We start from the raw sequence: 26,929 nt of genomic DNA, 5'->3' as shown, positions 1-26,929 counted from the left end.
TTTGCCTATCTATCGCGCTGGATAACGAAGCGCGCGGCCTCTCGCAAGGTATCGGCATCCTCACCATAGGGGGAAAGTGCGTCACAGGCCTGATCTACAAGCTCTTTTGCGCGGGTCTTTGCCGCTTCCAGCCCCAGAAGCGAGACGAAAGTGGCTTTGCCTGCGTCGGCATCCTTGCCTACGGCTTTGCCGACAGCGGCAGCGTCGCCTTCGACGTCCAGAATGTCATCGGCGATCTGGAAGGCAAGGCCAAGTGCGGTGGAATAGTCTCGCATTGGGGCGATATCCGCCCCGGCCAGAACCGCACCTGCTTCGCCAGACCAGCGGATCAAAGCGCCGGTCTTTCCGGCCTGAAGCTCGGTGATCTGGCCCAGATTTAGCGGGATCTCGGCGGTTTCGGCGGCGATATCCAACGCTTGACCATGCACCATGCCCAGTTGACCGGCAGCAACTGCCATAGAGCGGACCAGAGGCACGCGCGCATCGCCTACGTCATCATGGGTCAGCAGCTCGAACGCCAGTGTTTGCAGGGCGTCGCCCACCAGAACGGCGGTCGCTTCGTCCCATTTCTTGTGAACGGTCGGCAGACCGCGCCGCAGATCGTCGTCGTCCATGCAGGGCATGTCATCATGGACCAGCGAATAGGCGTGGATCGCCTCGATCGCGGCGGCGGGCCACAGCGCGCGGGCCTCGGCTACGCCGTGAATCCGTGCACCTTCCATCACCAGAAAGGCGCGCAGCCCTTTGCCGCCCGCAGTCGCATAGCGCATGGGTTCCGCCAATGCGCCTTTGTCAGAGATCGCTGCGTGCAGATGCGCCCGCGCAGCCCGCGCGGTGTCGTCCAGACGTGTCTTGAACATTTACAGACCTTCGACCGGAGCCGTCCCTGTCGGGGTGCCGTTTTGATCCAGCGTGATGGCGGCGACCTTTTCTTCGGCCTCTTTCAGCTTGGTTTCGCAGCGCGCCTTCAGCTCGGCCCCGCGTTCATACAGCTTGATCGAATCCTCAAGCGCCACGTCACCGCGTTCCAGTTGGCCCACGACAGTTTCAAGTTCCCGCATGGCCTCTTCAAAGGACATTTCGCTTACCGGTTTGTCGCTCATGCGCCGCGCTCCATCATCACGTTGATATAGGCCCCGACGCTGTCGCCGAGGGCTTCCAGATCATAGCCGCCCTCAAGCGACGATACCACCCGCCCATCGCAGCATTTATCCGCCAGATCGCAGATGCGATGCGCCAGCCATGCGAAATCGTTGGTCTCCCAGTGCAGATTGGCCAGCGGGTCGCGGGTGTGGGCGTCAAACCCGGCGGAGACCAGCACAAGCTGGGGGTTATAGGGCTCGATCTCGTCTGTTAGCACGCGGTCCCACGCGTCTCGCATTTCCGCGCCACCGGTGCCGCTTTTCAGGGGAAGGTTCAGCACCTGCCCAAACGCGCCTTTTTGGTGGATGCCACCTGACCCCGGATAGAGCGGCATCTGGTGCGACGACACAAACCGCACCCGGCTTTCATGCCACAACACGTCCTGCGTGCCATTGCCGTGGTGGACGTCGAAATCCAGCACCGCCACACGGTCCAGCCCGTGGGTATTGGCTGCATGGATGGCCGCAATGGCGACGGTGGAAAACAGGCAGAAGCCCATCGGGGTGGCTTTCTCGGCGTGGTGACCCGGGGGGCGGCAGGCGATGAAGGCGTTGTGTGCCTCGCCCGCCATCACGCGGTCTACGGCGTCGATGTTGCCGCCAATGGCCCGCAGGGCGGCTTCGAACGATCCGGGGGCCATGAACGTGTCGCCATCCAGCTGCGCCCAGCCCTCGACCGGCTGCGCATTCTCGATCCGCTCGAAATAGGCGCGGGAATGGCCAAGGCGCACGTGGTCCAGCGACGCAACAGGCGGTTCAGGCCGGATTAGAGACTGAAAGTGAGGCGTGGACAGGGCGGTTTCGATTGCTTCCAGACGCGCCACCTGCTCGGGATGGCCGGGTGGCGTGATGTGGTCGAAGCAAACCTGATGGGTGTAAAGCAGCGTTGTCATGGCGCGACGCTAGGGCAATAGTGACGCAACAACAAGAGAGGTTCCGATGCGCTGGATCATCCCGTTTCTATTGGTCGCATCCCCGGCGTGGGCCGAGGGGTTTTCGGTGCAGATCAGTGGTGATTTCACCGGGGATGGGGTCGAGGATCACGCCGCGCTGATGGACTTCGGACGCACTGGGGATGCCGACCTGCTGCTCAAGCTTGGCGGAGGTGAGACCTTGTGGGTGCAGGACGTCGTCTGGGTTGGAGGGATCGGGCAGCAGCCCTCGCTGACCGTCACGCCGAATGGCTCGCTTCAGGTGATGTCCCACAACAGCGCCATTGGCCGCAACAGATGGGAGCAGATCCATACGCTCGCATGGCGCAATGGGGCGATGCGGATCGCGGGCTATACCTATCGTTGGTATGACACGCTGAACCTTGATGATATCGGTAGCTGTGACCTGAACCTGTTGTCCGGAAAGGGAGAGGTTGCGACAGGCCAAGAGGCCGCGTCACGCGCCATATCAGTCTCTACCCCGGCCTATTTGGTGCAAAACTGGCTCGAAGTCATGCCATCTGAATGCGCGGCGCTGTTCGACTAAGCGCCCCTTAATCCGGCGCCAGCATATAGCCCGCCCCGCGGACGGTTTGCAGGTAACGCGGCTGTTTCGGGTCCGCTTCCAGCTTGCGGCGCAAGCGGGTGATCTGCACATCCACAGCACGTTCCTGCGCTTGCCCCTGATCGCGACCCAGCTGTTCCACCAAAGACGCCCGGCTAACCGGTTCCGACGGCGTGGCCGAGAAGATTTTCATCAGTTGGTTTTCCGTGGCCGTCAGGCGCACCAATTCCTCGCCACACCACAGCTCGCCCCGTTCGATGTCATAGGTCTTGTCGCCCAGCGTCAGGGATTTGGGGCTGGCCTCTTCCGAGGCGGCGGGCATGCGCCGCAAGATCGCGTTGATCCGCAAGAGCAGTTCTTTCGGCTCAAACGGTTTCGCCAGATAGTCATCGGCGCCGGCTTCAAGGCCTTTGATGCGGTCTTCGGTCTCGCCTTTGGCGGTCAGCAGCAGGATCGGCGTTGTCAGCGTTTCGCGCAAGGATCGGGTCAGGCTGATCCCATCCTCGCCCGGCATCATGACGTCTGTAACGATCAGATCGAAATCCAGACCGGCCAGCAGACGGCGGGCGTGGGCGGCGTCACGGGCCGCGCTGACCCAGAAGCCATTGCGCACCAGGAACTTCTGCAGCAGCCCTCGAATGCGTTCGTCGTCGTCGATGATCAGCAGATGTGCTTCGGGCGCGTCAGTCATGTCTGCCCTCCTTCATCCGGGTGAAATGGCGCTGCATGTCGGTGTCCATCATGGCCTCAAGCACGGTGCGGAAGCCCTGTACGGCCTCGGGGCCGGCCTCGCGATAGGCTTGGCGCATCCGCTCGCGCTGGGCGTCAGAGAGTTCTTGCTCCAGCGCGGTGCCGTTCTCGGTCAGAAACAGGTTCCGCTCGCGCTTGTCACGGGTGCCCACACGGCTTTCGACCAGCTCGTCTTCGATCAGCGTCCGCAGCACGCGGTTCAGGGATTGCTTGGTCACGCCCAGAATGGACAGCAGATTGTTCACCGTCGTGCCCGGTGCGCGGCTGATAAAGTGCAATGCGCGGTGATGGGCGCGGCCATATCCGTATTTGTTCAGAATGCGATCAGGATCCGCCGTAAAGCCGCGATAGGCAAAGAACATCGCCTCGATGCCCTTGCGCAGCTGCTCGTCCGTTAGGAATAGAAGGCTTTGCCCGCCGGGGGACTGCCGCTCACTCATGACGTCCTCATCACAAATCATGTTACAGTTTCCAGTTTTATGTCAGTGTTGTTGACTTTCCAAGAATCAATTGATAGCGATTTGCGGATTTCGCGAAATATTATGTCCGATGCGGACCGATTTCGCGCAACAAATGGAAAAATGCTGCGGAAAAGACTGCGGCTCAGAACTGGAAAGGACGGAAACATGAGCGGATATGATGATCGCGACGGCAAGATCTGGATGGACGGCCAATTGGTCGAATGGCGCGATGCGAACGTCCACATTCTGACCCACGCGCTGCACTATGCCTCGTCGGTTTTTGAGGGCGAGCGCCTGTATGACGGCAAGATCTTCCTCAGCCGTAAGCACTCGGAACGCCTGCTGAAATCGGGCGAGATGATGGATATGCCCATCCCCTACACCGTGGATGAAATCGAAGCGGCCAAACAGGCGGTTGTCGAGGCAAACGGCCTGACCAACGCCTATGTGCGCGTTGTTGCGTGGCGCGGGGCGGGTGAAGACATGGGTGTCAGTTCTGCGAAAAACCCCGTTCGTATGGCGGTGGCTGCATGGGCCTGGGGTGATTACTACGGTGACGCCAAGATGAAAGGCGCCAAGCTGGACATCGCCAAGTGGAAGCGTCCGTCGCCCGAGACCATCCCGACCGCGGCCAAGGCCGCCGGTCTGTACATGATCTGCACCATGTCCAAGCACGCGGCCGAGGCCAAAGGCTGCTCGGACGCGCTGTTCATGGATTATCGCGGATACGTGGCCGAGGCGACCGGCGCCAACGTCTTCTTCGTGAAGGACGGCGAGGTGCACACCCCGATCCCCGACGCGATCCTGAACGGCCTGACCCGTCAGACGGTTATCGGTATGCTGAAAGAAAAAGGCATCACCGTGCATGAGCGTCACATCATGCCCGAGGAACTGGCCGATTTCGAACAGTGCTGGCTGACGGGCTCGGCGGCCGAAGTCACCCCGGTTGGGCAGATCGGCGACTACACGTTCGAAGTGGGCGCGCTGACCCGCGACATCGCGGAAAGCTATGAAAAACTGGTCCGCAGCTAACGCCACTTAACGCTTTTTGAACGCCCGTCCCCTAGGCTGATGCCAGATAAAGGGGGCGGGCGTTTTGCTGTCCAGAAATCTCAAAATCCTGATTGCGATCATTGTCGTCGTGGTGCTGCCCACGGCGGCGGCGCTTACGTGGTATTGGGTGACCAAGGATCCCACGATTCGCCCCTTGGGCATCACAAAGCGGGCGCTGGTCGAACGCACCGCCCAGGACGGGGCGTTGTTGACCATTGTGATCCGTTTCGACCCCGATGAAGACACCAAAGCCAGCGAGGCGTTGGGCAACAGTATCGTGCGGGCGCTGGAAGCAAAGGGCGTGATTGGCAGCGTGAAACGCTTGCCTGCACCGGGACAAGAGATGACGGTGACCTATTTGATCGGCGCCTCGTCCATCGGTCCCTATTCGGCGTCGCAGGCCTCGTCCGGGATCAGCGCAGCGGTGGGGGCCTATCGCATGGTCGTGCCGCCTGAAACGCCTGGCAACTAAACCCCTCGCAGTCGCGCCTTGGCCCAGCGTGCCGCATCAGCCACTACAGGGTCCGGATCGCCCAAATGTGGCTCTAACACGGGCAAAAATGCGGGATCGTTCGAGTTTCCGACGGCATAGAGCACATTGCGCAGGAAGCGGTCCCGCCCAATCCGCTTGATTGGACTACCCGAGAATTTCGCGCGGAACGCGGCATCATCCAGACCCATCAAGTCGGCCAGTCTCGGGGCCAACAGATCCTCGCGCGCGGCATAGCGGAATTCCTGTGCCTGAGTGGCGAACTTGTTCCACGGACAGGCGGCAAGGCAGTCGTCGCAGCCATAGATCCGGTTGCCCAACTTCGCGCGCAGTTCCTCGTCCACCGGGCCTTTATGCTCGATCGTCAGATAGGAAATGCAACGCCGCGCATCCAGTTGGAACGGGGCGGGGAAGGCGTCGGTCGGGCAGGCGTCCAAACAGGCGGTGCAAGACCCGCAGTTTTCGCGCCCCGGTGCGTCCACAGGCAGCTCCAGCGTGGTGAAAATCGCGCCCAGAAAGAACCAGTTCCCTAACTCGCGCGACAGAAGGTTGGTATGCTTGCCCTGCCAGCCAAGACCGGCCGCAGCACCCAAGGGCTTTTCCATAACCGGGGCGGTATCGACGAAGACTTTGATCTCGCCCCCGAAGCGCTCGATCATCCAGCGCCCCACGCGCTTCAACCGCTTCTTCACGATGTCATGATAGTCTTTGTTCTGCGCATAAACGCTGATCGCCGCGCGATCTGGCCGGCCGATCACCTCCATCGGGTCGTGATCCGGCGTATAAGGTTCTGCCAGCATGATCACGGATCGCGCTTCAGGCCAAAGCGCCGCCGGGCTGCCGCGCCAGTGCATCCGGTCACCCATCCACGCCATGTCGCCATGCCGCCCCTTTGCTACGAACTGCTCCAGCCGCGCGGCAATCTCGGGCACCGCATCGGGCCGACACACGCGCGCCAAGGCAAAGCCCTCGGCCTGTGCCTGCGCCACAATCTCTATTTTCTTGCCAAAAATATCCTCGGGGGGAGAGCCGGGTTTACCCGGATCGGGGGGCAGACGGCCCCCCTGCGATGGCCTGCGGCTCAAAAGTCCAGATCCGCGTAATGCGCGGGCTGGGGGAAGCCGGGGATCTGGTCGGCCAGAATCGAGCGGAACGCCGGGCGCGATTTGATCTTGGCGTACCAGTCGCGCACATTCGCGTTCCGGTTCCAATCCACATCGCTGATATAATCCAGTGCTGACAGATGCGCGGCGGCGGCAAAATCGGCCAGCGACATCTCGTTCCCGGCCAGCCAACGGCGCTGATCCAACAGCCAGCCCATGTAATCCAAGTGATACTTGATCGCCTTGGCGCCGGCTTTCACGTTCTTGCTTTCCGGGTATCCGGTGCCCATGACCTTCTTGTTCACCCGCTCATACAGCAGGTTCGAGGTCACCTCGTTATGGAACTTGTCGTCAAACCAGCTGACCAGACGACGCACTTCATAGCGGCCCTCGGGGTCGCGGGGCAGAAGCGCGGGGTCAGGGAATTTTTCTTCCAGATATTCACAGATCGCCGCGCTTTCGGTCAGCAGCCGCCCGTCGATCTTTAGGATCGGCACCTTGCCCGCCGGGTTGCGGCGCAGAAACTCGGGGTTTCGCTCCCAATAACGCTCTTCGACAAGCTCGACCTCGACCTTCTTTTCGGCAAGGGACAGCCGCACCTTGCGGCAGAACGGGGACAGGGGAACGTGAAAAAGGCGGTTCATGTGCAACTTCTGGTCTTGGAGTATGTTCCGTATTGCCCCGAACGCGCCACGGGATCAATCCTCGAAGCAGTCAGAGCGCCCATCCGCGCGGATCGTAGCCGCTCCGTCCATGATGGACTGGGCGCGTTTGCGCACGAAGGGGGACGGACGCGAGGCCGAGCGTTCCTTGGGATTGGGCAGAAGGGCGGCCAATCGGGCGGCCTGTGTGGCGGTCAATTCTTCGGGGCCGACACCGAAATAGTGGCGCGCGGCGGCTTCGACACCGAAAACGCCTTCGTCGAATTCGGCAATGTTCAGATAGACCTCGACAATCCGGCGCTTGGTCCAGACCAGCTCGACCGCGGGGGTCAGCCCGGCTTCCAGCGCTTTGCGCAGCCACGACCGCCCATGCCACAGGAAGGTGTTCTTCACGACCTGCTGCGTCAGGGTCGAGGCGCCACGGTTGCCGCCATCCTCGATCGCGGCGCGGATCGCCCCCATGTCGAACCCCCAGTGCTGACAGAAATTCGCGTCTTCAGCGGCAACGACAGATCGCGCCATGACCGGGGCGACCTCGTCCAGATCGACCCATTGCCGATCCACTTCGCCCAGCCGCATTTTTTCCGTGACGATATAGGGCGTCGTCAGCGGATTGATCACCGTGCACGAGATGACGGTCAAGCCGACAAGAATCACCACAGCCAAAGCCCCACGACGCAGCCAGCGCCGCAGTTTGTACCACGTGCTGGGCTTGGCCTTGTTCGTCTTTGCCTTAGTCGCCTTTTTGGCGCTGGTTTTCTTTGTTGTCTTGCTCTTTGCCACGCCGGATGTTCCCACAAGGGGGGTGAGGGGTCAATGATTTGGCACCGTTGTGTGCGGCGGATTACCGATAGGTTGCGGCTGTGATGAACTCGGAAAACGCCTCGCACCAGATCAGAACCGTCGTGTAGTCCTCAAGCACCACGCCCTCGGGGATGTCCAAGATGAATCCTTCGAAGGTTTTGACCGGTCCGATGACATGGGACTGCGCCTTCAGCGGCAGGAATTCGGCCTCGTTGCTGACGAATTGCGGCACCAGATAGGCCATGTAATCCGGCCCGGGGGCCAGCGCGCCTTCGTGGACCATCTGCGTGGTGGTCAGGCTGATCGTGCCTTCGCCCCAATGGAGCAGATCGCTGCCCGGAAGATCGCGCGTGAAGGTACCCTGATAGACCGCATCCTGCGCCATTTCCTCTAGCACCGACGCATCGGGCGAGGGCGGGGCCGTCAGGATCGGTAGCAGATAGATGCCAAGCGCAAAGCCGACGGCCAGCGCGGCGCTATGTGTCACGGTTGCAAATATGAGGCGACGCATAGGTGTCCCTTCTGAAATCAATTTGAAATCAGGCTAGTGCGCAACGGGTGCGAGGTCTACCGCCCTGTTGCCACCTAGGCCCCAACGAAAAACGCCCGCGAGTGTCGCGGGCGTTCTGTGTCTTTTAGGGGCAGAGGTTACTCTGCCGGGATCGCGTCTGCTTCCAGCGACAGGGGCGCGGGCAGTTTGTCCAGCATCTCTTTCGGGCAGATCTGCAGGAAGTTGCCTTTTTCGCTGTCCCAGTGACGCAGGATTTCCGTGGCCTTCTGGCTGCGGGTTTCCGCGACATGGCGCTCGATCAGGCCTTTCAGCTGGGCTTCCCAGTGATCGACGGTGACCGGGCAGGTGACAAGGCTTTCCATGTTCATATGGTCCTGTGCCTCGCCGTCCGGGTCGTACAGATAGGCCATACCGCCCGTCATACCGGCCCCGAAGTTCGAACCGATCGAGCCAAGGATCACGGCGATACCACCGGTCATGTACTCACAGCCGTTCGAGCCACAGCCCTCGATCACCACTTTCGCGCCCGAGTTCCGCACCGCGAAACGCTCGCCCGCGCGGCCTGCGGCGAACAGGTAACCGTCGGTCGCACCATAGAGAACCGTGTTGCCGATGATCGTGTTGTCCGAGGCGACCAGCGGGCTGACCAGCGGCGGACGCACAACCACGGTGCCGCCGGAAATCCCCTTGGCCACATAGTCGTTTGCGTCACCCGACACCTCGATCTTCAGACCCGGGGCTGCGAAGGCACCCAGCGACTGACCGGCCGAGCCTTGCAGCTTCACCGTCAGGTGATCGGGCTGCAACGAGTTGCGCATGCCGAAACGCTTGACGATATGCGACGAAATCCGCGTTCCGACCGTCCGGTGCGTGTTCTGTACCGTATAGGACAGCTGCATCTTCTCGCCATCTTCCAGGAAGCGCTGCGCGTCGCGCACGATCTCGGCGTCCAGCGTGTCGGGCACGGCGTTGCGTGCGCGGTCGCGGTTGTACTCGATCTTATCCGCACCATCGACCACCAGCAGAAGCGGGTTCAGGTCGAGGTCGTCCAAGTGAGCCGACCCACGCGAGACCTGCGACAGCAGATCCGCACGGCCAATCACTTCGTCCAGCGACCGTGCGCCCAGCTCGGCCAGGATTTCACGGACCTCTTGGGCGTAGAAGGTGATCAGGTTCACAACCTTGTCGGCATTGCCGGTGAACTTGCCGCGCAGCTCTTCGTCTTGCGTACAGACGCCAACGGGGCAGGTGTTCGACTGACACTGACGGACCATGATACAGCCCATCGCGATCAGGGCGGCGGTGCCGATGCCGTATTCCTCGGCACCCATCATCGCAGCCATCACGATGTCACGACCGGTGCGCAGACCACCATCGGTCCGCAACGTGACGCGAGACCGCAGGTTGTTCATGGCCAGCACTTGGTGCGCTTCGGTCAGACCCATTTCCCACGGCAGACCCGCGAACTTGATCGAGGTCGCGGGCGATGCGCCCGTGCCGCCATTGTGGCCCGAGATCAGGATCACGTCGGCCTTCGCCTTCGCAACACCGGCTGCAATCGTGCCAACACCGGACGATGCCACCAGTTTCACCGTCACCTTACAGCGCGGGTTGATCTGCTTCAGGTCATAGATCAGCTGGGCCAGATCCTCGATCGAATAGATGTCGTGGTGCGGCGGCGGCGAGATCAGTGTCACACCCTTGGTCGAGTGGCGAAGACGGGCAATCAGGTCGGTAACCTTCATGCCGGGCAGCTGGCCGCCTTCGCCGGGTTTCGCACCCTGAGCAACCTTGATCTCAAGCTCTTCACACTGGTTCAGGTATTCGGCGGTCACACCGAAACGGCCCGAGGCCACCTGCTTGATCTTGGCCGAGGGGTTGTCGCCATTGGGTTCCGGGTGGAAGTGTGCGGGATCTTCCCCGCCTTCACCCGAGTCCGACTTGGCGCCGATGCGGTTCATCGCGACGTTCAGGGTCTTGTGTGCCTCGGGCGACAGCGCGCCCAGAGACATGCCCGGCGTTACGAAACGCTTGCGGATCGCGTTGATGCTTTCCACTTCCTCGATCGGAACCGGCTTGCCCATCGGTTTGATGTCCAACAGGTCACGCAGATGGATCGGCGGGTTCGCCTGCATGCGGGCCGAATACTGCTTCCACATCTCGAACGAGGCGCGGTCACAGGCCGACTGCATCAAGTGCATGGTCTGGGCTTCCCAAGCGTGCGTCTCGCCCGAGCGGCGCGCCTTGTAGAAACCACCCACCGGCAGCACCTTGTCGCCACCGCCGAAACCAGCCGCGTGGATGTCTTCCAGTTTCTTCTGGATGCCGCTGACACCGATGCCCGAAATGCGCGAGGTCATGCCGGGGAAGTATTCCGCAACCATGGCGCGCGACAGGCCGACGGCCTCGAAGTTCAGGCCACCGCGATAGGACGAGATGACCGAGATGCCCATCTTCGCCATGATCTTCAGCAGACCTTGGTCGATGGCTTCACGATAGCGGCTGACAGCTTCGGTCAGCGAGCAATCCAGAAGGCCACGCTCGATACGATCGGCCAGCGAATCCTCAGCCAAATAGGCGTTCACCGTGGTTGCACCACAGCCCACCAGCACCGCGAAGTAATGCGGGTCGATACATTCGGCCGAACGCACGTTCAGCGAGGTAAAGGTCCGCAGACCTTTCTTCACCAGCCAGCTGTGAATGGCCGAGGTCGCAAGGATCATCGGCATCGCCACGCGGTCTTCGCCCTGTGCCTGATCGGTCAAAACAAGGTGACCAGCGCCCGAGCGCACGGCCTCTTCCGCTTGCGCGCGGATGTCTTCCAGCGCAAGGCGTAGCGCGGCCTCATCGCCACCTGCCGGGAAAGTACAGTCGATCTCGGTTACCGAGGACTCGAAGGATTCGATCAGCTTCACGAACTGTTCGTTGCCCACAAAGGGGCTTTCCAGCACGACGATCTCGGTCTGCGCACCGCTTTCATCCAGCACGTTCTTCAGGTTGCCGAAACGCGTCTTCAGCGACATCACGCGGTATTCGCGCAGACTGTCGATCGGAGGGTTCGTCACCTGCGAGAAGTTCTGGCGGAAGAAGTGGCTGAGCGGGCGGTACTTGTTCGACAGAACAGCCGACGGGGTGTCATCCCCCATCGAAGCCAGCGTTTCCTTGCCGTCTTCTGCCATCGGGGCCAGAATCTGCTCCAGCTCTTCCAGCGTGTAACCGGCGGCCACCTGACGGCGACGGAGTTCGTCACCCGTGAACAGCGGCTTTTCTTCGATCTGCGACAGGCTTTCTTCCATGTCGTTGATCTTGCCAACCCACTCGCCGAAGGGCTGCGCCGCGGCCAGTTTGTCTTTGATTTCAACGTCGTGGTACAGCTTGCCTTCTTTGGTATCCACAGCCAGCAGCTGACCCGGGCCAAGTGCGCCTTTCTCGACGACCGAGGCTTCGTCAGTCGGGACCATGCCCGCTTCAGACCCTGCGATCACCAGACCGTCACCGGTGACGACATAGCGCATCGGGCGCAGACCGTTGCGGTCCAGACCGGCGCAGACCCAGCGACCATCGGTCATGGCAAGGGCGGCGGGGCCGTCCCACGGTTCCATCACCGAGTTGCAGTAGGAATACATGTCCTTCCACGCCTGCGGCAGGTCGATGGCCTGCTTGGACCAGCTTTCGGGCACCAGCATGGTTTTCGCCATCGGGGCCGAGCGGCCCGCGCGTACCATCACTTCGAATACGGCGTCCAGCGCAGCCGAGTCCGAAGACCCGCCCGGAACGATCGGTTTGATGTCCTCGGCAAGCTCGCCAAAGAAGCTCGAGGCCATGCGGATCTCGTGCGATTTCATCCAGTTCAGGTTGCCCTTCAGCGTGTTGATCTCGCCGTTATGGGCCAGCATGCGGAAAGGCTGGGCCAGCCACCACTGCGGGAAGGTATTGGTCGAATAGCGCTGGTGATAGATCGCGAAAGTCGACTTGAACCGCTCGTCCATCAGGTCGGGATAGAAAACCGCAACCTGTTCAGCCAGCATCATGCCTTTATAGATGATCGAGCGGCAGGACAGCGACGCGATATACAGGTCGTTGATTTGCGCCGCGTTGGCGGCTTTCTCGATCCGGCGACGGATCACGTACAGTTCGCGCTCGAACGTCTCTTCGTCGACGCCCTTCGAGTTCGAAATCAGGATCTGTTCAATTTCAGGACGCGTGGCGTTGGCCTTGTCACCCAGACAGTCGATGTCGACGGGGACGTGGCGCCAGCCATAGATGTAATAGCCCATTTTCAGGACTTCGGTTTCAACGATCGTCCGGCAGGTTTCCTGCGCGCCGAAATCGGTGCGGGGCAGGAAGACCTGACCTACTGCGACCAGTTGATCTTCGCGCGGCTCGTGGCCTGTGCGACGGATTTGGTCATAGAAGAACGGAACCGGGATCTGTACGTGGATACCCGCGCCGTCACCGGTCTTGCCGTCAGCGTCCACAGCACCGCGGTGCCAGATGGCTTTCAGCGCGTCGATACCGGCTTCGACCACCTTGCGCGACGGTTTGCCGTCGACCGCAACCACAAGACCCACACCGCACGAGCTATGCTCTTCTTCTTCGCGATAGAGGCTGTGTTCGTTCATAAAGGCGCGCTTGGCTTCCTCGCGGCGGACCCAGTTTTCATCATATTTCGTCATTTCGGTTCTCCTTGCGGATGGGCGCGGGCGGCCCGAATTTGGGAGTGGCCCGGCTGGCCCTTGAATGTGATTACTCGGCAGCGACTGCGGCGGTTGCGTTCAGGCTGTCCAGAATGTTGGCGCCTGCTTCGCGACCGTCACGGATGGCCCAGACCACTAGCGATGCACCGCGCACGATGTCACCGACGGCCCAAACACCGTCCAGGTCGGTCTTGTGGGTGCCAAAGGCGGCTTTCACGGTGCCCCAGCGGGTCACGGGCAGATCCTGTTCGCCCCAGAGGGTCGGCAGGTCTTCGGGCTCGAAACCCAGTGCCTTGATGACCAGATCGGCGTCTTCGGTGTAATCCGAGCCCTCGATCACTTCCGGGCTGCGACGGCCCGAGGCATCCGGTGCGCCAAGGCGCATCTTCTGCACGATCACGCCATTCACGGGATCGCCGGTAAAGCCTTTCGGAGCCGACAACCAGACGAATTCCACGCCTTCTTCCTCGGCGTTCTGCGTTTCACGCTGCGAGCCGGGCATGTTGGCGCGGTCGCGGCGGTACAGACATTTCACCGACTTGGCGCCCTGACGGATTGCGGTACGGACACAGTCCATCGCGGTGTCACCACCGCCGATGACGACGACGTTCTTGCCTTCCGCGTTCAGCGCGCCGCTTTCGAATTCCGGCACGGTGTCGCCAAAGCTCAGCTTGTTCGAGCAGGTCAGATAGTCCAACGCCGGAACGATGCCGTCAGCGCCAGCACCCGGCCCCGACAGGTCACGGCCTTTATAGACGCCGGTGGCCAGCAGAACGGCATCGTTCTGGGCGCGGATGTCTTGGAAAGTGATGTCTTCGCCGACATTGCAGTTCAGTACGAAGGTGACGCCTGCGTCTTCCAGCAGCTTCACGCGGCGCATCACCACGTCTTTCTCCAGCTTGAAGCCGGGGATGCCGTAGGTCAGCAGACCACCTGCGCGGTCGTGACGGTCATAGACGGTAACCTTGACGCCCGCGCGCACAAGAACGTCAGCGGCAGCCAGACCACCGGGGCCAGCGCCGATGATGGCCACTTTTTCCGAGCGATCGGCAACCGGCGTGATGTCTTCGACCCAGCCGTTTTCCCACGCCGTGTCGGTGATGTATTTCTCGACCGCGCCGATGGTGACGGTGCCGTGGCCCGACTGTTCGATCACGCAGTTGCCTTCACACAGACGGTCCTGCGGACAGATGCGGCCGCAGATTTCCGGGAAGGTGTTGGTGGACTGGCTGAGGGCGTAAGCCTCTTTCAACCGGCCGGTTGCAGTCATGCGCAGCCAATCAGGGATGTTGTTGTGCAGCGGGCAATGCGACTGACAATAAGGCACACCGCACTGGCTGCAGCGGCTGGCCTGTTCTTCGGCCTTCTGCGCGGCGAATTCGGCGTAGATCTCGTTGAAGTCTTCTTTACGGGTTTCGGCGGTGCGTTTTTCGGGCATGTCCCGATCGACCGACACGAATTTCAACATAGGCTGCTTTGCCATCCTGGCTCTCCCTCGGCTGGCCCGTTTTCGGGCAGACTCTTGGCTTGGAGTTTGGCTTGTAAGGGGACTCGTCAGAAATGAAAAGTCAATAATGCTTACCTAAATGCGAAAATGTGGAGCGAATTGCAAGAAATCTTCGCCGCAATGCCGAAAAATAGGTCAGTACAGCATACCTATAAAGCCTCTTCCCTTTCCAGACCGCTGCTTTAGCTTGCGCAACAGCTGTTTTTCAAGGATCCGCGCATGTCGCTTGCCCACATTCTTCTGGTCGCCATCATACAGGGAATCACCGAGTTTTTGCCGGTTTCATCCTCGGGTCACCTCGTTCTGGTGCCCCATCTGACTGGGCTACCGGATCAGGGTCTAGCGATTGATGTGGCAGTGCATGTGGGCACGTTGGGTGCGGTGATGCTGTATTTCTGGCGCGATGTGCGGATCGGTTTGGCGGGCATTCCACGGATGCTGACAGGGCGGATCGACACGCCGGGTGCGAAGCTCGCGTTCCTGTTGCTGATTGCGACCATTCCCGCCGTGATCCTTGGGCTTGTCTTTAAAGTGACTGGGCTGAGCGACCAGATGCGCTCGATCAAGGTGATTGCCTGGACGATGATCCTGTTTGGTCTGGTGCTGTACTGGGTTGATCAGAAGGGCAGCGTGCAGAAACGCGCCGACGATTGGAGCTTGCGGGATGCGGTGATCATGGGCCTGTGGCAGGCGCTGGCGCTGATCCCCGGCACGTCGCGGTCCGGGGCCACAATCTCGGGCGCGCGGGCGTTGGGGTACGAGCGGTCGGATGGGGCGAAGCTGGCGATGCTGATGTCGATCCCAACGATCATCGCTTCGGGCGTGTTGCTGGGGGCCGAGGTCGCCGCCACGGCAGATGCGCAGGTAGCACGCGATGGCGCCATCGCGGCGGTGTTTTCTTTCGTCGCGGCGCTTCTGGCGCTCAGCCTGATGATGCGGCTGTTGCGATCGGTCAGCTTTACACCTTATGTCATCTACCGCATCGCGCTGGGCGTGGTGTTGCTGGGCATCGCTTACCTGTAAACGAAAAAAGGCGCGGAAGACCGCGCCCTTTTCTAACTGATGATCCGTCGGCTTAGCCGTCGGTGCGCAGGTTCTTGGCCGAGTTCTGGATCGCGGCGTACTGACCGCCAGCGCGGAAGCGCCACAGATAGTCTGGCAGGATTGCAGCCATCGCACGTGGTTTGATGCCCAGATCGGCAAAGCCCTTGGCGTCTTCGGCAACCACGTTGTCGTAGCCCAGATTGGTGACCTGATCGCGGGTCAGCGGCGCAGCAATCAGCCCGCCCGAGATCCACTGGATCATGTCAAAGATGCCAGCCTGAATGCGGGCGATGCCGAAGGGCAGGTTCAGAACCAGACGGCGGCGCTGAGTCACGTTCAGCATGCGGTCAATCGACTCGCGCAGGGTTTCCACGTCGGGGCCACCCAGTTCATAGATGCCGGCCTCGACCTGACCCAGAACGGCCATCTCGGCGGCCTTGGCCACGTCATCCACGTGCACCGGCTGGAACTTGGTGTTGCCGCCAGTGATCGGCAGGATCGGACCGAAGCGGGTCATGTTGGCGAAACGGTTGAAGAACTGGTCGTCGGTTCCAAAAATGACCGAGGGGCGCAGGATCACGGCGCCGGGGAAGGCGGCCTGAACGTCTGCTTCGCCTTGCGCCTTGGTGCGGGCGTATTCGCTATCGCTTTGCGCGTCCGCGCCGATGGCCGACAGCTGAACCAACTGGCCCACGCCTTCTTCGGTCGCGATGCGGGCTACGCGGCCTGCGCCGTCATGGTGGACCGCGTCAAAGCTGTTCTTCCCGATCGAGTTCAGGACACCCACGCAGTTCACAACCGCATCGGCACCTTGCAGTGCCGCACGGACCGAGTTGTCATCGCGGATGTTGCACAGGATCGGCTCGACCTGACCGACGGCACCATAGGGTTTTACGAACAGCGCTTCGTTCGGACGGCGCACGGCAACGCGGACGCGCCACCCCTGCTTGGCCATGCGGCGGGCGATATAGCGCCCGACAAAACCCGAACCGCCATAAATCGTAACCAGCTTGGACATGGAAGCTCTCCTTGAATTCCTTGGCTTTTGAATAGCTTTCAAAGCGCGTTTCGGCAAGGCGCAAACGGAATCTCAGAAAAGCGACGAAATGCTGTTGACACTCCCCACCGGTCACACTAAATCCCCCCTCACCAACCCGTGCCCAGATGGCGGAATTGGTAGACGCGCTAGCTTCAGGTGCTAGTGTCCGTATGGACGTGGAGGTTCGAGTCCTCTTCTGGGCACCAAATTTCCCCCTACATTCTTGATGAAACGCATCGAAAACAGGGTGTTATCTCTGTGCTTGCGGTCGTTTGCGTGATTGCCCATCCGAACAAAGTCCGTTTCGAATGAACAAGAACTCAGGGTTCGCGCTTTCGCAGCAAGTTTTGCGCATGGCGGTTTTACGAACATCCGAGTGAATCAGCACGTCAACGGAATGCAGGCAATTCTGTCATCCGCACGGGTCAGATTCTGGATCTTTTTCAGAAAGAGTATCACTGTGCGGTGTCACCAGTTCTAGAAACGATGATCTCTGCATAGCGTGCGGTGCTTTCTGGCGACCAGGTTTTTGCCCGATCATAGAACCTGTCGAACTGCGGCAACTGGTCGGACAGAAGGACATGCGCCTGTTTTGATGTTGTATAGATGTGTACGTCGGGCGGCATCAGGCTCGGGTCATCCAGTGTGCCGGCGCGGATGAAAAGTACGTGGTTCCCGACCTTCGGTAGGGCGTGATACTTGCTCCAGACGGCAACACCGCATTCGGGACAGCGCGAGATCGTTTGCCCGGCCCCGCTGGGTGTTCGCAGGTGGTGCTCACGCACTGCACCGGATAGAAGCTCTACCCTGTTTTCTTCGATCAAGGCATTGATCGCATAGGCTGCGCCGGTCTGCGTCTGGCATAACGTGCAGTGGCACCCATGCACGATCAAAGGTTTAGAGCGCATGTGATAGCGTACATGACCGCAGGCACATCCGCCCGTAAAGGGCGCGGTGACCGCCCGTGCATCCACAGTTTCATCGGAAGCCTTTCCCATCTTATGTCCTTTCACTGCTACGGCGCAGTCGCCGAGATCATCCATGATGCGCTGTTCATCCAGATGCCGTCTGCATCGTGATGCGCCGAGGAAAACACCGCACGCAGATCCGTTTCGATGGCGGACCGCTTGCGTTCGGCCAAGTCGCCCGCTGTACGGAACACCTCGCCTGCAGGGCCGAGGGCCAGTTGAAACGCGATCGCATCGTCAATTGTTCGCCCGACCAGGACCTGTGCGTCAATCTTCTCAAACGAGATGTCGGTGAACCCTGCCGCCTCCATTTGATTGCGCACAAGCGTGGGGTCTGCCATCGAAAAGGGGCCGGGGCCGCAGCTGGGCGCGTTGGCGTCCGGCTGCGGCAAGTGCTCTAGAAGAACAGACCGGGCAGCCGCCAGCCATGGGTTTTCCGCGCGCTGTCGCCAGACAATATGGGTCAGCCGCCCACCGGGGCGAAGCGCTTTTCGCATGGTGCGCAGGCCGGACACAGGGTTCACGAAGAACATGGTGCCGAAACGCGCGAAAACGCTGTCATATTGCTGTTCGGGCAGGTTGGTCTCGGCGTCTGCAACGTGAAACTCGACGTTCCTAAGCCCCGAGCTTCGCAGTTCAGTTTGGGCAATATCGACGAAATCCGGGCAGCAATCGACCCCGGTCACGTGGCCCATCGGGCCGACCTTCCGCGCCAGTTCTAGCGTGGTGTCGCCAAAGCCGCAGCCAACATCCAGAACGCGCGCGCCGTTCTGGATTTCAAGGCGCGGGAAGACTTGGGCGCTGTGATGCGACAGGCCGCCTTCCAGAATGTGGCGATAAGTTAGGACCTTCGGGGCCAGAACGTCGTTCCAGAATTCAACAATCGGTGAGACTGGCACCACAAAGGGGATGGTGGGATCAATCTTGGTCATGGAAGCTCTCCTTGGAAAGCCGGGTCGCACGGTCCGCGCGACCCGGGGGATCATCAGGCAGCCGAGGGACGGGCCCAGCTGTAATGGGGGGCGCGGTCGCCGCGCAGGTAACGAAGGACGTCCGTGGTATCGACGACAAGCGACACAAGGTTCGTCACGAACAGCACGGCAATCCAGCTTGCCAGCTGCGGATCGGCTTGGATTGTCTCAAGACGGGTCGCCATCCAGACGAACATCGGGATCCACATCAGGTGGACGATCCCAAGGATCCGCGTAAAGCCAATCCGGTCGTAGATCAGGGCCTGCCCGGTAACGGCAACGCCGGTTACGGCTAGCAGAACCTGTGCCTCGATATGCGTGATGAAATACAGACAGCCCAGATTGACGCCGACCAGCCAGACATTCCAGATCCGTGGAACGATGCGAAACCGCAGATAGACGACGCCGAAGATCTGCAGCACGTTTTTTACGAAGTTGTACATGGTTTCCTCCTTCTGTTGCCGGTGTTGTCCGGCGATGAAGAAGGAATATCCACGCGGGCAGATGGGACATACTGCGCCTGACGTAGCAAACGACTACGTATTGCGTAGTTAGCCTGCGCAGCACTATCCTGACAGCAGGAGGTTCCACCATGCGTAGCTATGGCCAGTTCTGTCCCGTGGCAAAGTCGGCAGAGATTCTGGGAAACCCTTGGACATTATTGATCGTACGAGAGCTGCTTTTGGGCAGCTGCCGGTTTTCCACGTTGCAAAAAGGGCTTCCCCGCATATCCCCGACCGTTTTGAACACGCGGCTAAAAGAGCTTGAGGAGAACGGCGTGATCGTGAAGCGGCGCCTGAGTGGGCAGCGTGGGCATGAATACCGGTTGACCCCCGCCGGGAAAGAGCTGTCTGCGGTGGTCGAAGCGCTGGTTGTGTGGGGCATGCGCTGGGCGCGGGACGAGATGGATGATGACGATCTGGATGTGACGTTTCTGATGTTCGACATCCAGCGCAACTTGAAGCTGGACGAGCTGCCGGACGGCGAAACCGTCCTATGTTTCCAGTTCCCGGGCCTTGAAGAATTCGGAAAGTGGTGGCTGGTCTGCGCGCACGGAGAGGTGGACCTGTGTTATCAGGATCCGGGGAAAGACATAGATGCGTTCGTGACCGCGTCATTGCGCGACATGATGGGGGTCTGGATGGGCGATGTCCCCCTGTCTCAGGCGCTTGCGGATGAACGCATTGTGCTGATCGGGGAATCGGCCATCTGCAACCGGTTCAGAAAATGGTTCCCTCTGTCGACGGCTGCCGGCATTCCACGGCCCGCCATCGCCGAGCGGCATTCAGATTTCGAGGTGTGACACCGCGCGCAGAGTCGCCCGCCCCGGCGTCGACCTAGTCGAACGGGGTGAGCGTTGAAACGAAGTCGAGTTCCGACAGCGCGCCTTCCGGTGCCTTGCCAACCGAGACGATCGCCCTGTCGAAAAATGGCGGCGGTGCCATTTCGATCATCATTTCGATGCGTGTCCCATGAACCGGGATGAATTGCCCATCGCGCGGGACGACGATCTGGACGTGATATTCGACTTGGCGCACGAAATGCTGTGGCTTCAGGCGGCTGCCTTGCTCGGCGGCGATCTGAAACATCGGGGTGTGCAAAAGCTCGTCCCCCCAGGACTCGGTAAATGTGTTGATCAGCAGCTTGGAGCCTTCGGGGAAACGCCCGGTCCCGGCCCGTTCGACCCCGACCAGCGCATGCCCCAACGCATTGATATACCCCTCTAATCCGAAAAGCTCGCGCTCGCGCGTTCCGACAACCTCGAGCGCGGATGCAAGTTCAGAGCCACGTCGCGCATCCCGCGCGCTTTCAATCCCAAGCTGCGATTTTCGGAAGCTTCCCGCCTGTACTTTCCGGTTGATGAAATCAGAGCCAAAGCCCATCCCAAGCGCAATCTCGTCGCCCGCGCCCGGACCGAAGGCGTGCAGTGCATCCCATTTCTGCGAGATCAAACGCACCAGATCCGGGCGGTCGTGAAGCTCGGCTTTCAGAATTGGCAGAATGTGGTTGTACCAATCCCGCGAAAGCCCTTCCCACGGACTGTCCCAAAGAAAATTCGGCCGTTCAGCGCCGCGTGGCCTGTTGTAGTTCGGGTAGTGCTCCCGTCTGATACCTGCGGGTTTGGGCTGAAAGATGGCTTGCGAGTGCGTTCTGATAAAGCGCTCGTGGCGATTGATTGCCTGCGCGCTTCCGGGAATTTCAAACTTTGTAAGGTTGGCATCCATGCTATGCACGGCGGCATCCATATAGCGCACGCCCCCGGCATTTGCAGACTGGCTCTGGAAGCGCAGAAAGCCGATAAGATCGTCATAGCCGCGCCCCAGAACACGTCCGCCGCGAATATGCGACAGGAAGCCACCGATGGTCGGCGGAACCGAGAAAAACCCGTCGCCGGCCTGCCGGACGATCGGGGCGATGAAGATTTCGCCGTGCCGTGCCAGTCGCATGGTTTCCTGCGCCTGCCGATTGGCAAGTTCAGCCGAGCTTATCAGCTTTGACGCCCGTCCAGCGGCGGCACCCGGCGCGGCGGCTTTGGGGGACAGGGGCTGCACAGGGGGCGACGTGCTCCCTGCCGGCGTCAGGTCTGGCGCCTGACGGGGGCTTGGCGACGATCCCGTGCCCGACCGTGCGGCCTGACCCACGCCCTTTGATGCGTCATCCGCCATCTCGGAAAACATGAAGTTCCGTCTTGGATTAAAGCCCGTCGGAACCCGGCCGGGGGATCCAAATCCACCAGCGGTGCTGAGCGCAGGAGTGTCGACAAGTTGCATCGCGTCAATGAAATTGCTGGCTTGGTCGTCAAGCGTGCGCAGCCCCCGTTGCGCCAGCTTCGTTGCGGTCTCGACCGTTTCGGCACTTACCCGTCCGAAGGCCAAGACTCCTTTGCTGGCAACGCTCAGCCCGCCTTTGATCAGGGTGCCGCCGCCCCATGTAATCAGGCCCAAGATGATGTCGAGCAGAATGCTTCCGATGAACTCTCCGATCGCATCCACGGCTTCGGCAAAGGTGCCGTCCATCTTGCCAAAGAAGTTACCAACCAGACCGCCGCCCACGACTTGGCCAAGCTTGTAGGCCCCGGTGTCAGAGGCCGCGATGGCGTTCATGCCGTCCTTGATCATCCCGTAAATCTGCCCTTCGTACAGCAGATCCTTGGCCAGATCATAAATATCGGTCACCGATTTCTTCAGCCCGCGCCAAAGCGCATAGGCAAAGATCAGGGGGTGGTAGGACACGCCGGGCGGGACAAGGCAACGCGCCCAGTTCTTCGTGCGGGTCGTTGCGCTTTCAAGCCCTTCCGGCAGGACCGAGGGCGTATAGCCAACAACCTTCCCGTCCTTCACGATCGGGGCGCCGAAGACCAAGCCGGACAGCACGCCAAACACCATGTTGTCCGAGTTGTTATAGAGGTTATAGCACCATTCGATCCAACCTTGCTCTCCGGCATCCTGCGCCCCGACGGGCAAGCCTTGCTCTTGCGGGTCGATCGGATGGGTCGAGGCGTAGCACTTGTCGGCCATCAGCTTGGGTCTTCGATATTGATACCGATCTGGGACGCACCCTGAACCTGAACCACGCGGTCGATATCCGGATCGCCTGTGTCATCTTCCATCAGCTTCATGGCGCGGCGGATCAGATCAAGCTGCGAGGCGCGCACATTCGTCGCGGCCAAAGCGGCATCAAATGCACGGTGTTTCAGCTTGAAATCTTCCAGAAGCGGATGCGCGCCGGGCAGGGCTTCGATGAACAACTCGCCAGTGGGCACGGTCACCTCACGACTGATCTTATGGGCCGCTGCCAGAGTGTCCATCAGCCATTCCGCGATGCGTTTGCGCCCGGTCTCGGTCAGCTCTTTGTTCTTCCAGCTGCATTCCGCGATCTCGATGGCTTCGGTTGCCGTGGGCAAGAAGGACAGGGGCGACGGGTCGCGCAGCCCAAATTGCACGTCCATGAACTCTTGCGCCATGAAGGTCGACAACGCGTTGTGTTCGGTCAGCGGGAAGACACCGAGGTTCCCGCGGAACCCAAGCAAGTTGCCCAGATCGGTCACTTCGTAGAGCTTCCGAGTTTGCCGGAATCGCGGGACCTCGATATCGATGTACAGCTCGTCCGGGATGTCGGGAACGGGCACCATCGGGGGCCATGCCACGGTGGCAAGCGGATTGGGCCGGGCCACAGTTTGCGTGTCGACGACCGTGCCCGCAGCTTGGCCGGGCCACTGAATTTCGTCGTCGTAAAACCGCAGGTACCTTTGATCCACATGTTCCCGCGCCCAGATGGCCTGCATGTAGTGAAGGATGTTGTCTTTGACGTGCAGGATCAGGCGATCAATCTGGGTTCGACGGTTAAGACGCTTTTCGACGGCCTCGACATAGACGCGTGTCGCATTTTCCAGCGCGGTCATCGCTTCGCGCGCCGCGGATTCAATGCGGTTCAAATCCTGTTCGGCCCATTCCAGCGAGGATCGGGCGTTCTCGGCCATGGCGTCGGCCATTTCGGACTCGGCGGAATAGAGCCGCTCGCCCAAGCTGCGACCAATGCCGCCTTGGTGGAACGCTTCGCCCGCTTCGGCATGCCCCACGATGGTGACGGCATCAGTGACCGCTTGCCGCGCCGCGTCGCGCAGACGTTGGTGGGCGGCACCTTGGCGTCTGAGGTCGGCAACCACGGCAAGCTGCGTTTTCCATTGCTGTTCAAGAATTTCGACGGCAACCTCGTCACCCGAGAACGTCTGGCGCAGATAAACCAACGCATTGGCAAAGCTGTCGTCCAGCAGCACCTCTTCGATGATCCAATCATGCTTGAGCAGCCACGCTTCCGTGATTTCGGACGGCGCAGGCATGTCGTAGGCCAGCAAGATCACGGGTTGCAGATCGTGCAGCCTCTCGGTCACTTCGAACCTGCGCTGCAGTTCGTAAAACAGGTAGGTGACCGTGATTTCGTTGTTGGGATTCGAAAGCTCTCGGCTTTCGGTATAGCTGGTTTCATAAGAGGTCTCGGCGCTGACCGTGACCTTGTTTTCGTCGCGATACTCTTGAACGACTTTGGTCGTGATATCGCGAATGGCTTTCTTGGTGCGTTCCGAATTCGACGTCTGACCCGCGCTGAAATTCGTCGATGCACCGAAGTTATATCCCATGCTGGCAACCCCGGTCGATACCCCGGCATTCGCGCCATAGTTCGCTTGGCCGCCAGCGGACATGTTGCGCTGAACGTTGCCCACGATCTGGGCTTCCGCCCGTCGATTGGCGTTCACTTCGTCCATGCTTTTGATCACGCGGTTACGTGAACGGCTGGTCGACGATGTGGACTTTGACGACCGCGTGATGGTGTAGGATCGCTTTTCGTTCGGAGCGAGCGGGATAGAGCCTGCCAGATCCCCCACCTGATAATTCAGGGGGCGCCATCTTTGACGCCACGTGGTCATATACCCGAAGTTATAAGCCCCCGGCGCAAACACATCGAACTGATATGGCGCGACAATCTGCGATTTCAGCTCGCCGATCAGCCGTTCGGCACGGCCCAGTCTGGATGCCGCCGCAGAGCTATAGGTGTCGAGCGGTTTTTCGGCGTTTTCCTTGGCCCGATCCAGATTGACGAAGCTTTCAGCGCGACCGGGGTAGCTGGGTCTTGTCGCGAAGGCGTAGGGAACCATGACATGATCAACCCAGCCATGGGGCTGGTTTTGGAATTCACCCACATTCTTGCCATCCAGATAGTCGAACGGATGCTCAAGGAGCACATTCGGGTCACCAAGGAAGACCCAGATATCGTACTGAAGCTCGACATACTCTTTCTCGGTTTCGGTCAAATGCTCCCAGTATTCCGCCACGCTTGGCACCCATGACCGAATGTGTTCGGGCGCCGCGTTTACTGTCCCAGACAGCGTGGACGAGGCGGCCGCCACACTGTCCGCCAACGTGTCCAGCATGTCATGAAGCTCGTCGATTTCACTTAGGTCGGCCTCGATGTCTTCTGGGGGGACCACTTCGACAATCACATCATACAGCTCGGCCATGCGATCTTTCAGATCGTCATCCGCGACGGCGGACCAGATCTCGGCCCAGGCCACGTTGATGGTGTGAAAGTCGTAATAGGCATCCACATCCGCAGGACCCTTGGGAAGCTCGATCTCAAGGCTTTGCGTGATGTCTTCGGATGTTGGCCGACCGTCGATGCCGCCCAGTGCGGCGTTCAGGATGCGATCAATGCGTTCCTGAATCGTGACCGTTTCGGTGGAAGTGTCCTCGGTCAGGTCAGATGTGTCGTCGGAACTGTCATCTTCGTCATCTGGCGCAGGATTGGCCGGATCCTGAACTTTATACTTTGACGCGCAGTCGCGCAGAATTTGCTGCCAAGGCGTGGTGGAAAAATCCGGAGACACGGTGCCGTTTGGCCGTGCCTCTCCTAGCAGGTCGCCCAACAGGCCTTCGGGCACGCGCCCACCGGGTCGCAGACCCAGATCCCGAACCAGATGATCTGGAAGAGGGATACGTGACACCGTCCCGGCCTTCTTCCCCAGATCTTGTTCGAACACTTTGATCTGATCGTTTTGCTCGGGGCGTCCGGTATGTCCTTGTGGGACAAACTTCCCGGGCCCGGCAAGTTTCCCCATCGGCTTTTGCCCAAGCACCTTGCCCGCGTGGCTTTTGCCACGTCGGCGTATCTCTTTTCGGCGCTTGATTTCCTCTCCGGCGGCTTTGCGCATTGCGTCCTGAAGCTCGAGCTTCTTGTTCAACCGGCCAGCAATCCGATCTTTCGGGTGTGGTCTTTTGAGTTTGACGCCTTTCACGGGTTTGCCGGTTTCATCCAGAACAGGCTCTGGCATCTGGGGCTTTGGTTGGGCACTGCCGGGAAAGATCGGGCCAGCGGTGGGGCGGTCATTGTCCTGATTGTCCGACGGCTCTGGCGCGATCGTGTCGACCTCGACCGCCCAAGCGGAAGATATGCTGCTGACTTTTCTTGGTTCGCTGATGAACTCGGGCCTGTTGAACCCCTTGCGGCTGACCGCGACCGCGATGGTCTTGATGGCGCTGGCGATCTGAAGATCAACGTTCAGCCGGCCTTTGCTATCTGTCTCGTCCAGAAGAAGGACCCGCTTGGGGTCGCCGTCTTCCAGAAGCGCAACCTGAACGTCGCCAAGGGGTTTGCTTTTGGCTGTCAGCAGAGAGAGTCGGAATTTGAGCGCGACAGTGTCCGTCGCCCCCGGCGTGACATCGCCGGGCTTCACATCGAATACAAGTTCGCCCCCCAAGGTGTTGAGCGCGATCGAGTCGCTTCGGAAGACTTCCTTCTTGGTGTTCTCGTTGACCAGAATGACAATCAGTTTGCGCATCATGGGCGGGCGTTCGAAGGACACGAACGCGACCCCGCGATCATTCAGGCGCGTACTGTAGGCGATTTGGTCGGGTCTTGTTGGTGCGGCGATGTCGATGCGAAAGTTGCCTTGCAGCGGTTTTGCATCGGCCAAAAATACAGCTTCAAACTTGATGGACATAAAAGCACTCCCCCAAAAAAGAACGGACGAAACGTGGAACAATAGAGACAGAAATCTACTTAAGATTGGGCCGCGAATGCCTTTGCAGTCAACAGTTGGCGCTTGGGGTAAGGTCGACAGGGCCGCATTCTGGGCGTTCCAGATTGGCGTGACAGCCAAACGATGGGCATGATTTCGGGGCGGGTCTTGGAGGGGCGTTAAGGGTCCATCCTTTTAGATCTAAAAGGGTCGGCCTGACCTTGCCCCGCCACCAGCTAATCCTGTTGAAGAAGCTCAAGAATTTCGATGCGCGCGGGCGCAATGGGGCATGCCGGGGCAGCTGTCACGGCAGTCGGGAACTCCGCCGAAACCGCTTGCCGGCTTGTGCGTAGACACCGCGCAGAGCCGCCGCGATCCGTAGGCAAAATATTAACGTGACGTCCGTTGCGGATGACCCTTGCCTGGCGACCCCTTCTGATCACAGTCGCCGTTCCTATCCGGATCAAGCTTTTGGGTCGATTCGCATCGGTGGATGTGAGAGGCCAAAATGTGGCACGTGTAAGCGCTTGATTTTTACCAATAAGGCGGGTGCGACATCATAACCTGAACAAAAGTATAGGTGATTGGCGCAATCGCCACAATTTGCACACAATCTTGGCTCTTTTTTCCTTCTTAGCGGCAAAGTTGCCCGTTAAGGTTTATAGCGTGTCGAGTTTTCTTATCATGAGCAGGTGAAATGAATAAGCGGACCAAACA

22 protein-coding genes and 1 tRNA gene are annotated in these 26,929 nt (G+C 60.1%); 6 read left to right on the top strand and 17 right to left on the bottom strand.

Annotated features, from left to right (window positions below):
- Window positions 1–5 precede the first annotated feature (5 nt).
- From EOL43_RS02145 to EOL43_RS02135, 3 genes are read right to left on the bottom strand one after another with little or no spacing between them, the layout of a single operon-like run.
- Entirely contained in the window at window positions 6–860 is an 855-nt protein-coding gene (locus tag EOL43_RS02145; RefSeq protein WP_133485126.1) for a polyprenyl synthetase family protein, read from the bottom strand.
- Window positions 861–1,103, bottom strand: coding sequence for an exodeoxyribonuclease VII small subunit (locus EOL43_RS02140; RefSeq protein WP_133485125.1), 243 nt, complete (start codon window positions 1,101–1,103; stop codon window positions 861–863).
- Window positions 1,100–2,035: a histone deacetylase family protein gene (locus tag EOL43_RS02135; protein ID WP_133485124.1), complete on the bottom strand. Its 936-nt coding sequence runs from the start codon at window positions 2,033–2,035 to the stop codon at window positions 1,100–1,102. The genes EOL43_RS02140 and EOL43_RS02135 overlap by 4 nt, the downstream gene beginning before the upstream one ends.
- A 46-nt stretch (window positions 2,036–2,081) precedes the next feature.
- On the opposite strand from EOL43_RS02135, the gene EOL43_RS02130 reads away from it, so the two are divergent.
- Window positions 2,082–2,621: a hypothetical protein gene (locus EOL43_RS02130; protein WP_133485123.1), complete on the top strand. Its 540-nt coding sequence runs from the start codon at window positions 2,082–2,084 to the stop codon at window positions 2,619–2,621.
- 7 nt (window positions 2,622–2,628) lie between these two features.
- Here EOL43_RS02130 and EOL43_RS02125 read toward each other — a convergent pair whose 3' ends face one another.
- Entirely contained in the window at window positions 2,629–3,330 is a 702-nt protein-coding gene (locus tag EOL43_RS02125; protein WP_133485122.1) for a response regulator, read from the bottom strand.
- Entirely contained in the window at window positions 3,323–3,829 is a 507-nt protein-coding gene (locus EOL43_RS02120) for a MarR family winged helix-turn-helix transcriptional regulator (RefSeq protein ID WP_133485121.1), read from the bottom strand. The genes EOL43_RS02125 and EOL43_RS02120 overlap by 8 nt, the downstream gene beginning before the upstream one ends.
- Before the next feature lie 186 nt (window positions 3,830–4,015).
- On the opposite strand from EOL43_RS02120, the gene EOL43_RS02115 reads away from it, so the two are divergent.
- Together EOL43_RS02115 and EOL43_RS02110 are read left to right on the top strand one after the other, a co-directional pair.
- Entirely contained in the window at window positions 4,016–4,882 is an 867-nt protein-coding gene (locus tag EOL43_RS02115; protein WP_133485120.1) for a branched-chain amino acid aminotransferase, read from the top strand.
- 64 nt (window positions 4,883–4,946) lie between these two features.
- The gene (locus tag EOL43_RS02110; RefSeq protein WP_133485119.1) at window positions 4,947–5,375 is read left to right on the top strand and encodes a hypothetical protein; all 429 of its coding nucleotides are present in this window, start codon (window positions 4,947–4,949) and stop codon (window positions 5,373–5,375) included.
- Here the strand turns inward: EOL43_RS02110 and queG are convergent.
- The 6 genes from queG to EOL43_RS02080 form a co-directional block, all read right to left on the bottom strand.
- Window positions 5,372–6,382, bottom strand: a complete 1,011-nt coding sequence (gene queG / locus EOL43_RS02105; RefSeq protein WP_420867490.1) for a tRNA epoxyqueuosine(34) reductase QueG — start codon at window positions 6,380–6,382, stop codon at window positions 5,372–5,374. The two genes, EOL43_RS02110 and queG, sit on opposite strands and share 4 nt — an antisense overlap.
- A gap of 92 nt (window positions 6,383–6,474) precedes the next feature.
- Window positions 6,475–7,140 (bottom strand): FtsZ-binding protein FzlA, encoded by a 666-nt coding sequence (gene fzlA, locus EOL43_RS02100; RefSeq protein ID WP_133485118.1) that lies wholly within the window; start codon window positions 7,138–7,140, stop codon window positions 6,475–6,477.
- Between the two features lie 54 nt (window positions 7,141–7,194).
- Window positions 7,195–7,941: a monofunctional biosynthetic peptidoglycan transglycosylase gene (mtgA, locus tag EOL43_RS02095; RefSeq protein WP_133485117.1), complete on the bottom strand. Its 747-nt coding sequence runs from the start codon at window positions 7,939–7,941 to the stop codon at window positions 7,195–7,197.
- Window positions 7,942–8,002: 61 nt separating this feature from the next.
- Window positions 8,003–8,473 (bottom strand): DM13 domain-containing protein, encoded by a 471-nt coding sequence (locus EOL43_RS02090; protein WP_133485116.1) that lies wholly within the window; start codon window positions 8,471–8,473, stop codon window positions 8,003–8,005.
- A 137-nt stretch (window positions 8,474–8,610) separates the two neighbouring features.
- The gene (gltB, locus tag EOL43_RS02085; RefSeq protein ID WP_133485115.1) at window positions 8,611–13,149 is read right to left on the bottom strand and encodes a glutamate synthase large subunit; all 4,539 of its coding nucleotides are present in this window, start codon (window positions 13,147–13,149) and stop codon (window positions 8,611–8,613) included.
- 70 nt (window positions 13,150–13,219) lie between these two features.
- Window positions 13,220–14,653 (bottom strand): NAD(P)-dependent oxidoreductase, encoded by a 1,434-nt coding sequence (locus EOL43_RS02080; RefSeq protein ID WP_133485114.1) that lies wholly within the window; start codon window positions 14,651–14,653, stop codon window positions 13,220–13,222.
- A gap of 243 nt (window positions 14,654–14,896) precedes the next feature.
- On the opposite strand from EOL43_RS02080, the gene EOL43_RS02075 reads away from it, so the two are divergent.
- Window positions 14,897–15,700, top strand: coding sequence for an undecaprenyl-diphosphate phosphatase (locus EOL43_RS02075; protein WP_133485113.1), 804 nt, complete (start codon window positions 14,897–14,899; stop codon window positions 15,698–15,700).
- A 52-nt stretch (window positions 15,701–15,752) separates the two neighbouring features.
- Here the strand turns inward: EOL43_RS02075 and EOL43_RS02070 are convergent, their stop codons facing one another.
- Window positions 15,753–16,739 (bottom strand): complex I NDUFA9 subunit family protein, encoded by a 987-nt coding sequence (locus EOL43_RS02070; RefSeq protein WP_133485112.1) that lies wholly within the window; start codon window positions 16,737–16,739, stop codon window positions 15,753–15,755.
- A 140-nt stretch (window positions 16,740–16,879) separates the two neighbouring features.
- Here EOL43_RS02070 and EOL43_RS02065 point away from each other — a divergent pair.
- Window positions 16,880–16,966, top strand: a tRNA-Leu gene (locus EOL43_RS02065).
- A gap of 249 nt (window positions 16,967–17,215) precedes the next feature.
- Here EOL43_RS02065 and EOL43_RS02060 read toward each other — a convergent pair.
- The 3 genes from EOL43_RS02060 to EOL43_RS02050 are packed head-to-tail and all read right to left on the bottom strand — an operon-like array spanning window position 17,216 to window position 19,142.
- Complete coding sequence (locus EOL43_RS02060) at window positions 17,216–17,758, bottom strand: GFA family protein (protein WP_133485111.1); 543 nt, start codon at window positions 17,756–17,758, stop codon at window positions 17,216–17,218.
- Between the two features lie 17 nt (window positions 17,759–17,775).
- Complete coding sequence (locus tag EOL43_RS02055) at window positions 17,776–18,660, bottom strand: class I SAM-dependent methyltransferase (RefSeq protein WP_166636183.1); 885 nt, start codon at window positions 18,658–18,660, stop codon at window positions 17,776–17,778.
- 53 nt (window positions 18,661–18,713) lie between these two features.
- The gene (locus EOL43_RS02050) at window positions 18,714–19,142 is read right to left on the bottom strand and encodes a hypothetical protein (protein ID WP_133485109.1); all 429 of its coding nucleotides are present in this window, start codon (window positions 19,140–19,142) and stop codon (window positions 18,714–18,716) included.
- Window positions 19,143–19,291: 149 nt separating this feature from the next.
- Between EOL43_RS02050 and EOL43_RS02045 the strand changes: the two genes are divergently transcribed.
- On the top strand, window positions 19,292–20,002 hold the full coding sequence (locus tag EOL43_RS02045; RefSeq protein WP_133485108.1) for a winged helix-turn-helix transcriptional regulator: 711 nt from the start codon (window positions 19,292–19,294) through the stop codon (window positions 20,000–20,002).
- Window positions 20,003–20,036: 34 nt separating this feature from the next.
- On the opposite strand, the gene EOL43_RS02040 is transcribed toward EOL43_RS02045, so the two are convergent.
- Both EOL43_RS02040 and EOL43_RS02035 read right to left on the bottom strand, forming a co-directional pair.
- Entirely contained in the window at window positions 20,037–22,217 is a 2,181-nt protein-coding gene (locus EOL43_RS02040; protein WP_133485107.1) for a hypothetical protein, read from the bottom strand.
- Complete coding sequence (locus EOL43_RS02035) at window positions 22,217–26,194, bottom strand: hypothetical protein (protein ID WP_133485106.1); 3,978 nt, start codon at window positions 26,192–26,194, stop codon at window positions 22,217–22,219. Before EOL43_RS02035 ends, EOL43_RS02040 begins: the two co-directional genes overlap by 1 nt.
- Between the last annotated feature and the right edge of the window lie 735 nt (window positions 26,195–26,929).

The organism is Aliiroseovarius marinus (assembly GCF_004360145.1).
GTDB lineage: Bacteria > Pseudomonadota > Alphaproteobacteria > Rhodobacterales > Rhodobacteraceae > Aliiroseovarius > Aliiroseovarius marinus.
The sequence above is the reverse complement of the archived record's forward strand: the minus strand, read 5'-3'. Positions and strand labels throughout refer to the sequence as shown.

Excerpts from the sequence above, each read along its gene's own strand:
- EOL43_RS02075 (WP_133485113.1), top strand. The coding sequence starts at position 14,897 with ATGTCGCTTGCCCACATTCTTCTGGTCGCCATCATACAGGGAATCACC.
- EOL43_RS02145 (WP_133485126.1), bottom strand. The coding sequence starts at position 860 with ATGTTCAAGACACGTCTGGACGACACCGCGCGGGCTGCGCGGGCGCAT.
- EOL43_RS02070 (WP_133485112.1), bottom strand. The coding sequence starts at position 16,739 with ATGTCCAAGCTGGTTACGATTTATGGCGGTTCGGGTTTTGTCGGGCGC.
- EOL43_RS02040 (WP_133485107.1), bottom strand. The coding sequence starts at position 22,217 with ATGGCCGACAAGTGCTACGCCTCGACCCATCCGATCGACCCGCAAGAG.
- EOL43_RS02115 (WP_133485120.1), top strand. The coding sequence starts at position 4,016 with ATGAGCGGATATGATGATCGCGACGGCAAGATCTGGATGGACGGCCAA.
- EOL43_RS02120 (WP_133485121.1), bottom strand. The coding sequence starts at position 3,829 with ATGAGTGAGCGGCAGTCCCCCGGCGGGCAAAGCCTTCTATTCCTAACG.
- EOL43_RS02090 (WP_133485116.1), bottom strand. The coding sequence starts at position 8,473 with ATGCGTCGCCTCATATTTGCAACCGTGACACATAGCGCCGCGCTGGCC.
- EOL43_RS02130 (WP_133485123.1), top strand. The coding sequence starts at position 2,082 with ATGCGCTGGATCATCCCGTTTCTATTGGTCGCATCCCCGGCGTGGGCC.
- EOL43_RS02140 (WP_133485125.1), bottom strand. The coding sequence starts at position 1,103 with ATGAGCGACAAACCGGTAAGCGAAATGTCCTTTGAAGAGGCCATGCGG.
- EOL43_RS02060 (WP_133485111.1), bottom strand. The coding sequence starts at position 17,758 with ATGGGAAAGGCTTCCGATGAAACTGTGGATGCACGGGCGGTCACCGCG.
- EOL43_RS02080 (WP_133485114.1), bottom strand. The coding sequence starts at position 14,653 with ATGGCAAAGCAGCCTATGTTGAAATTCGTGTCGGTCGATCGGGACATG.
- EOL43_RS02045 (WP_133485108.1), top strand. The coding sequence starts at position 19,292 with ATGCGTAGCTATGGCCAGTTCTGTCCCGTGGCAAAGTCGGCAGAGATT.
- EOL43_RS02055 (WP_166636183.1), bottom strand. The coding sequence starts at position 18,660 with ATGACCAAGATTGATCCCACCATCCCCTTTGTGGTGCCAGTCTCACCG.
- gltB (WP_133485115.1), bottom strand. The coding sequence starts at position 13,149 with ATGACGAAATATGATGAAAACTGGGTCCGCCGCGAGGAAGCCAAGCGC.
- EOL43_RS02035 (WP_133485106.1), bottom strand. The coding sequence starts at position 26,194 with ATGTCCATCAAGTTTGAAGCTGTATTTTTGGCCGATGCAAAACCGCTG.
- EOL43_RS02135 (WP_133485124.1), bottom strand. The coding sequence starts at position 2,035 with ATGACAACGCTGCTTTACACCCATCAGGTTTGCTTCGACCACATCACG.
- fzlA (WP_133485118.1), bottom strand. The coding sequence starts at position 7,140 with ATGAACCGCCTTTTTCACGTTCCCCTGTCCCCGTTCTGCCGCAAGGTG.
- EOL43_RS02125 (WP_133485122.1), bottom strand. The coding sequence starts at position 3,330 with ATGACTGACGCGCCCGAAGCACATCTGCTGATCATCGACGACGACGAA.
- EOL43_RS02050 (WP_133485109.1), bottom strand. The coding sequence starts at position 19,142 with ATGTACAACTTCGTAAAAAACGTGCTGCAGATCTTCGGCGTCGTCTAT.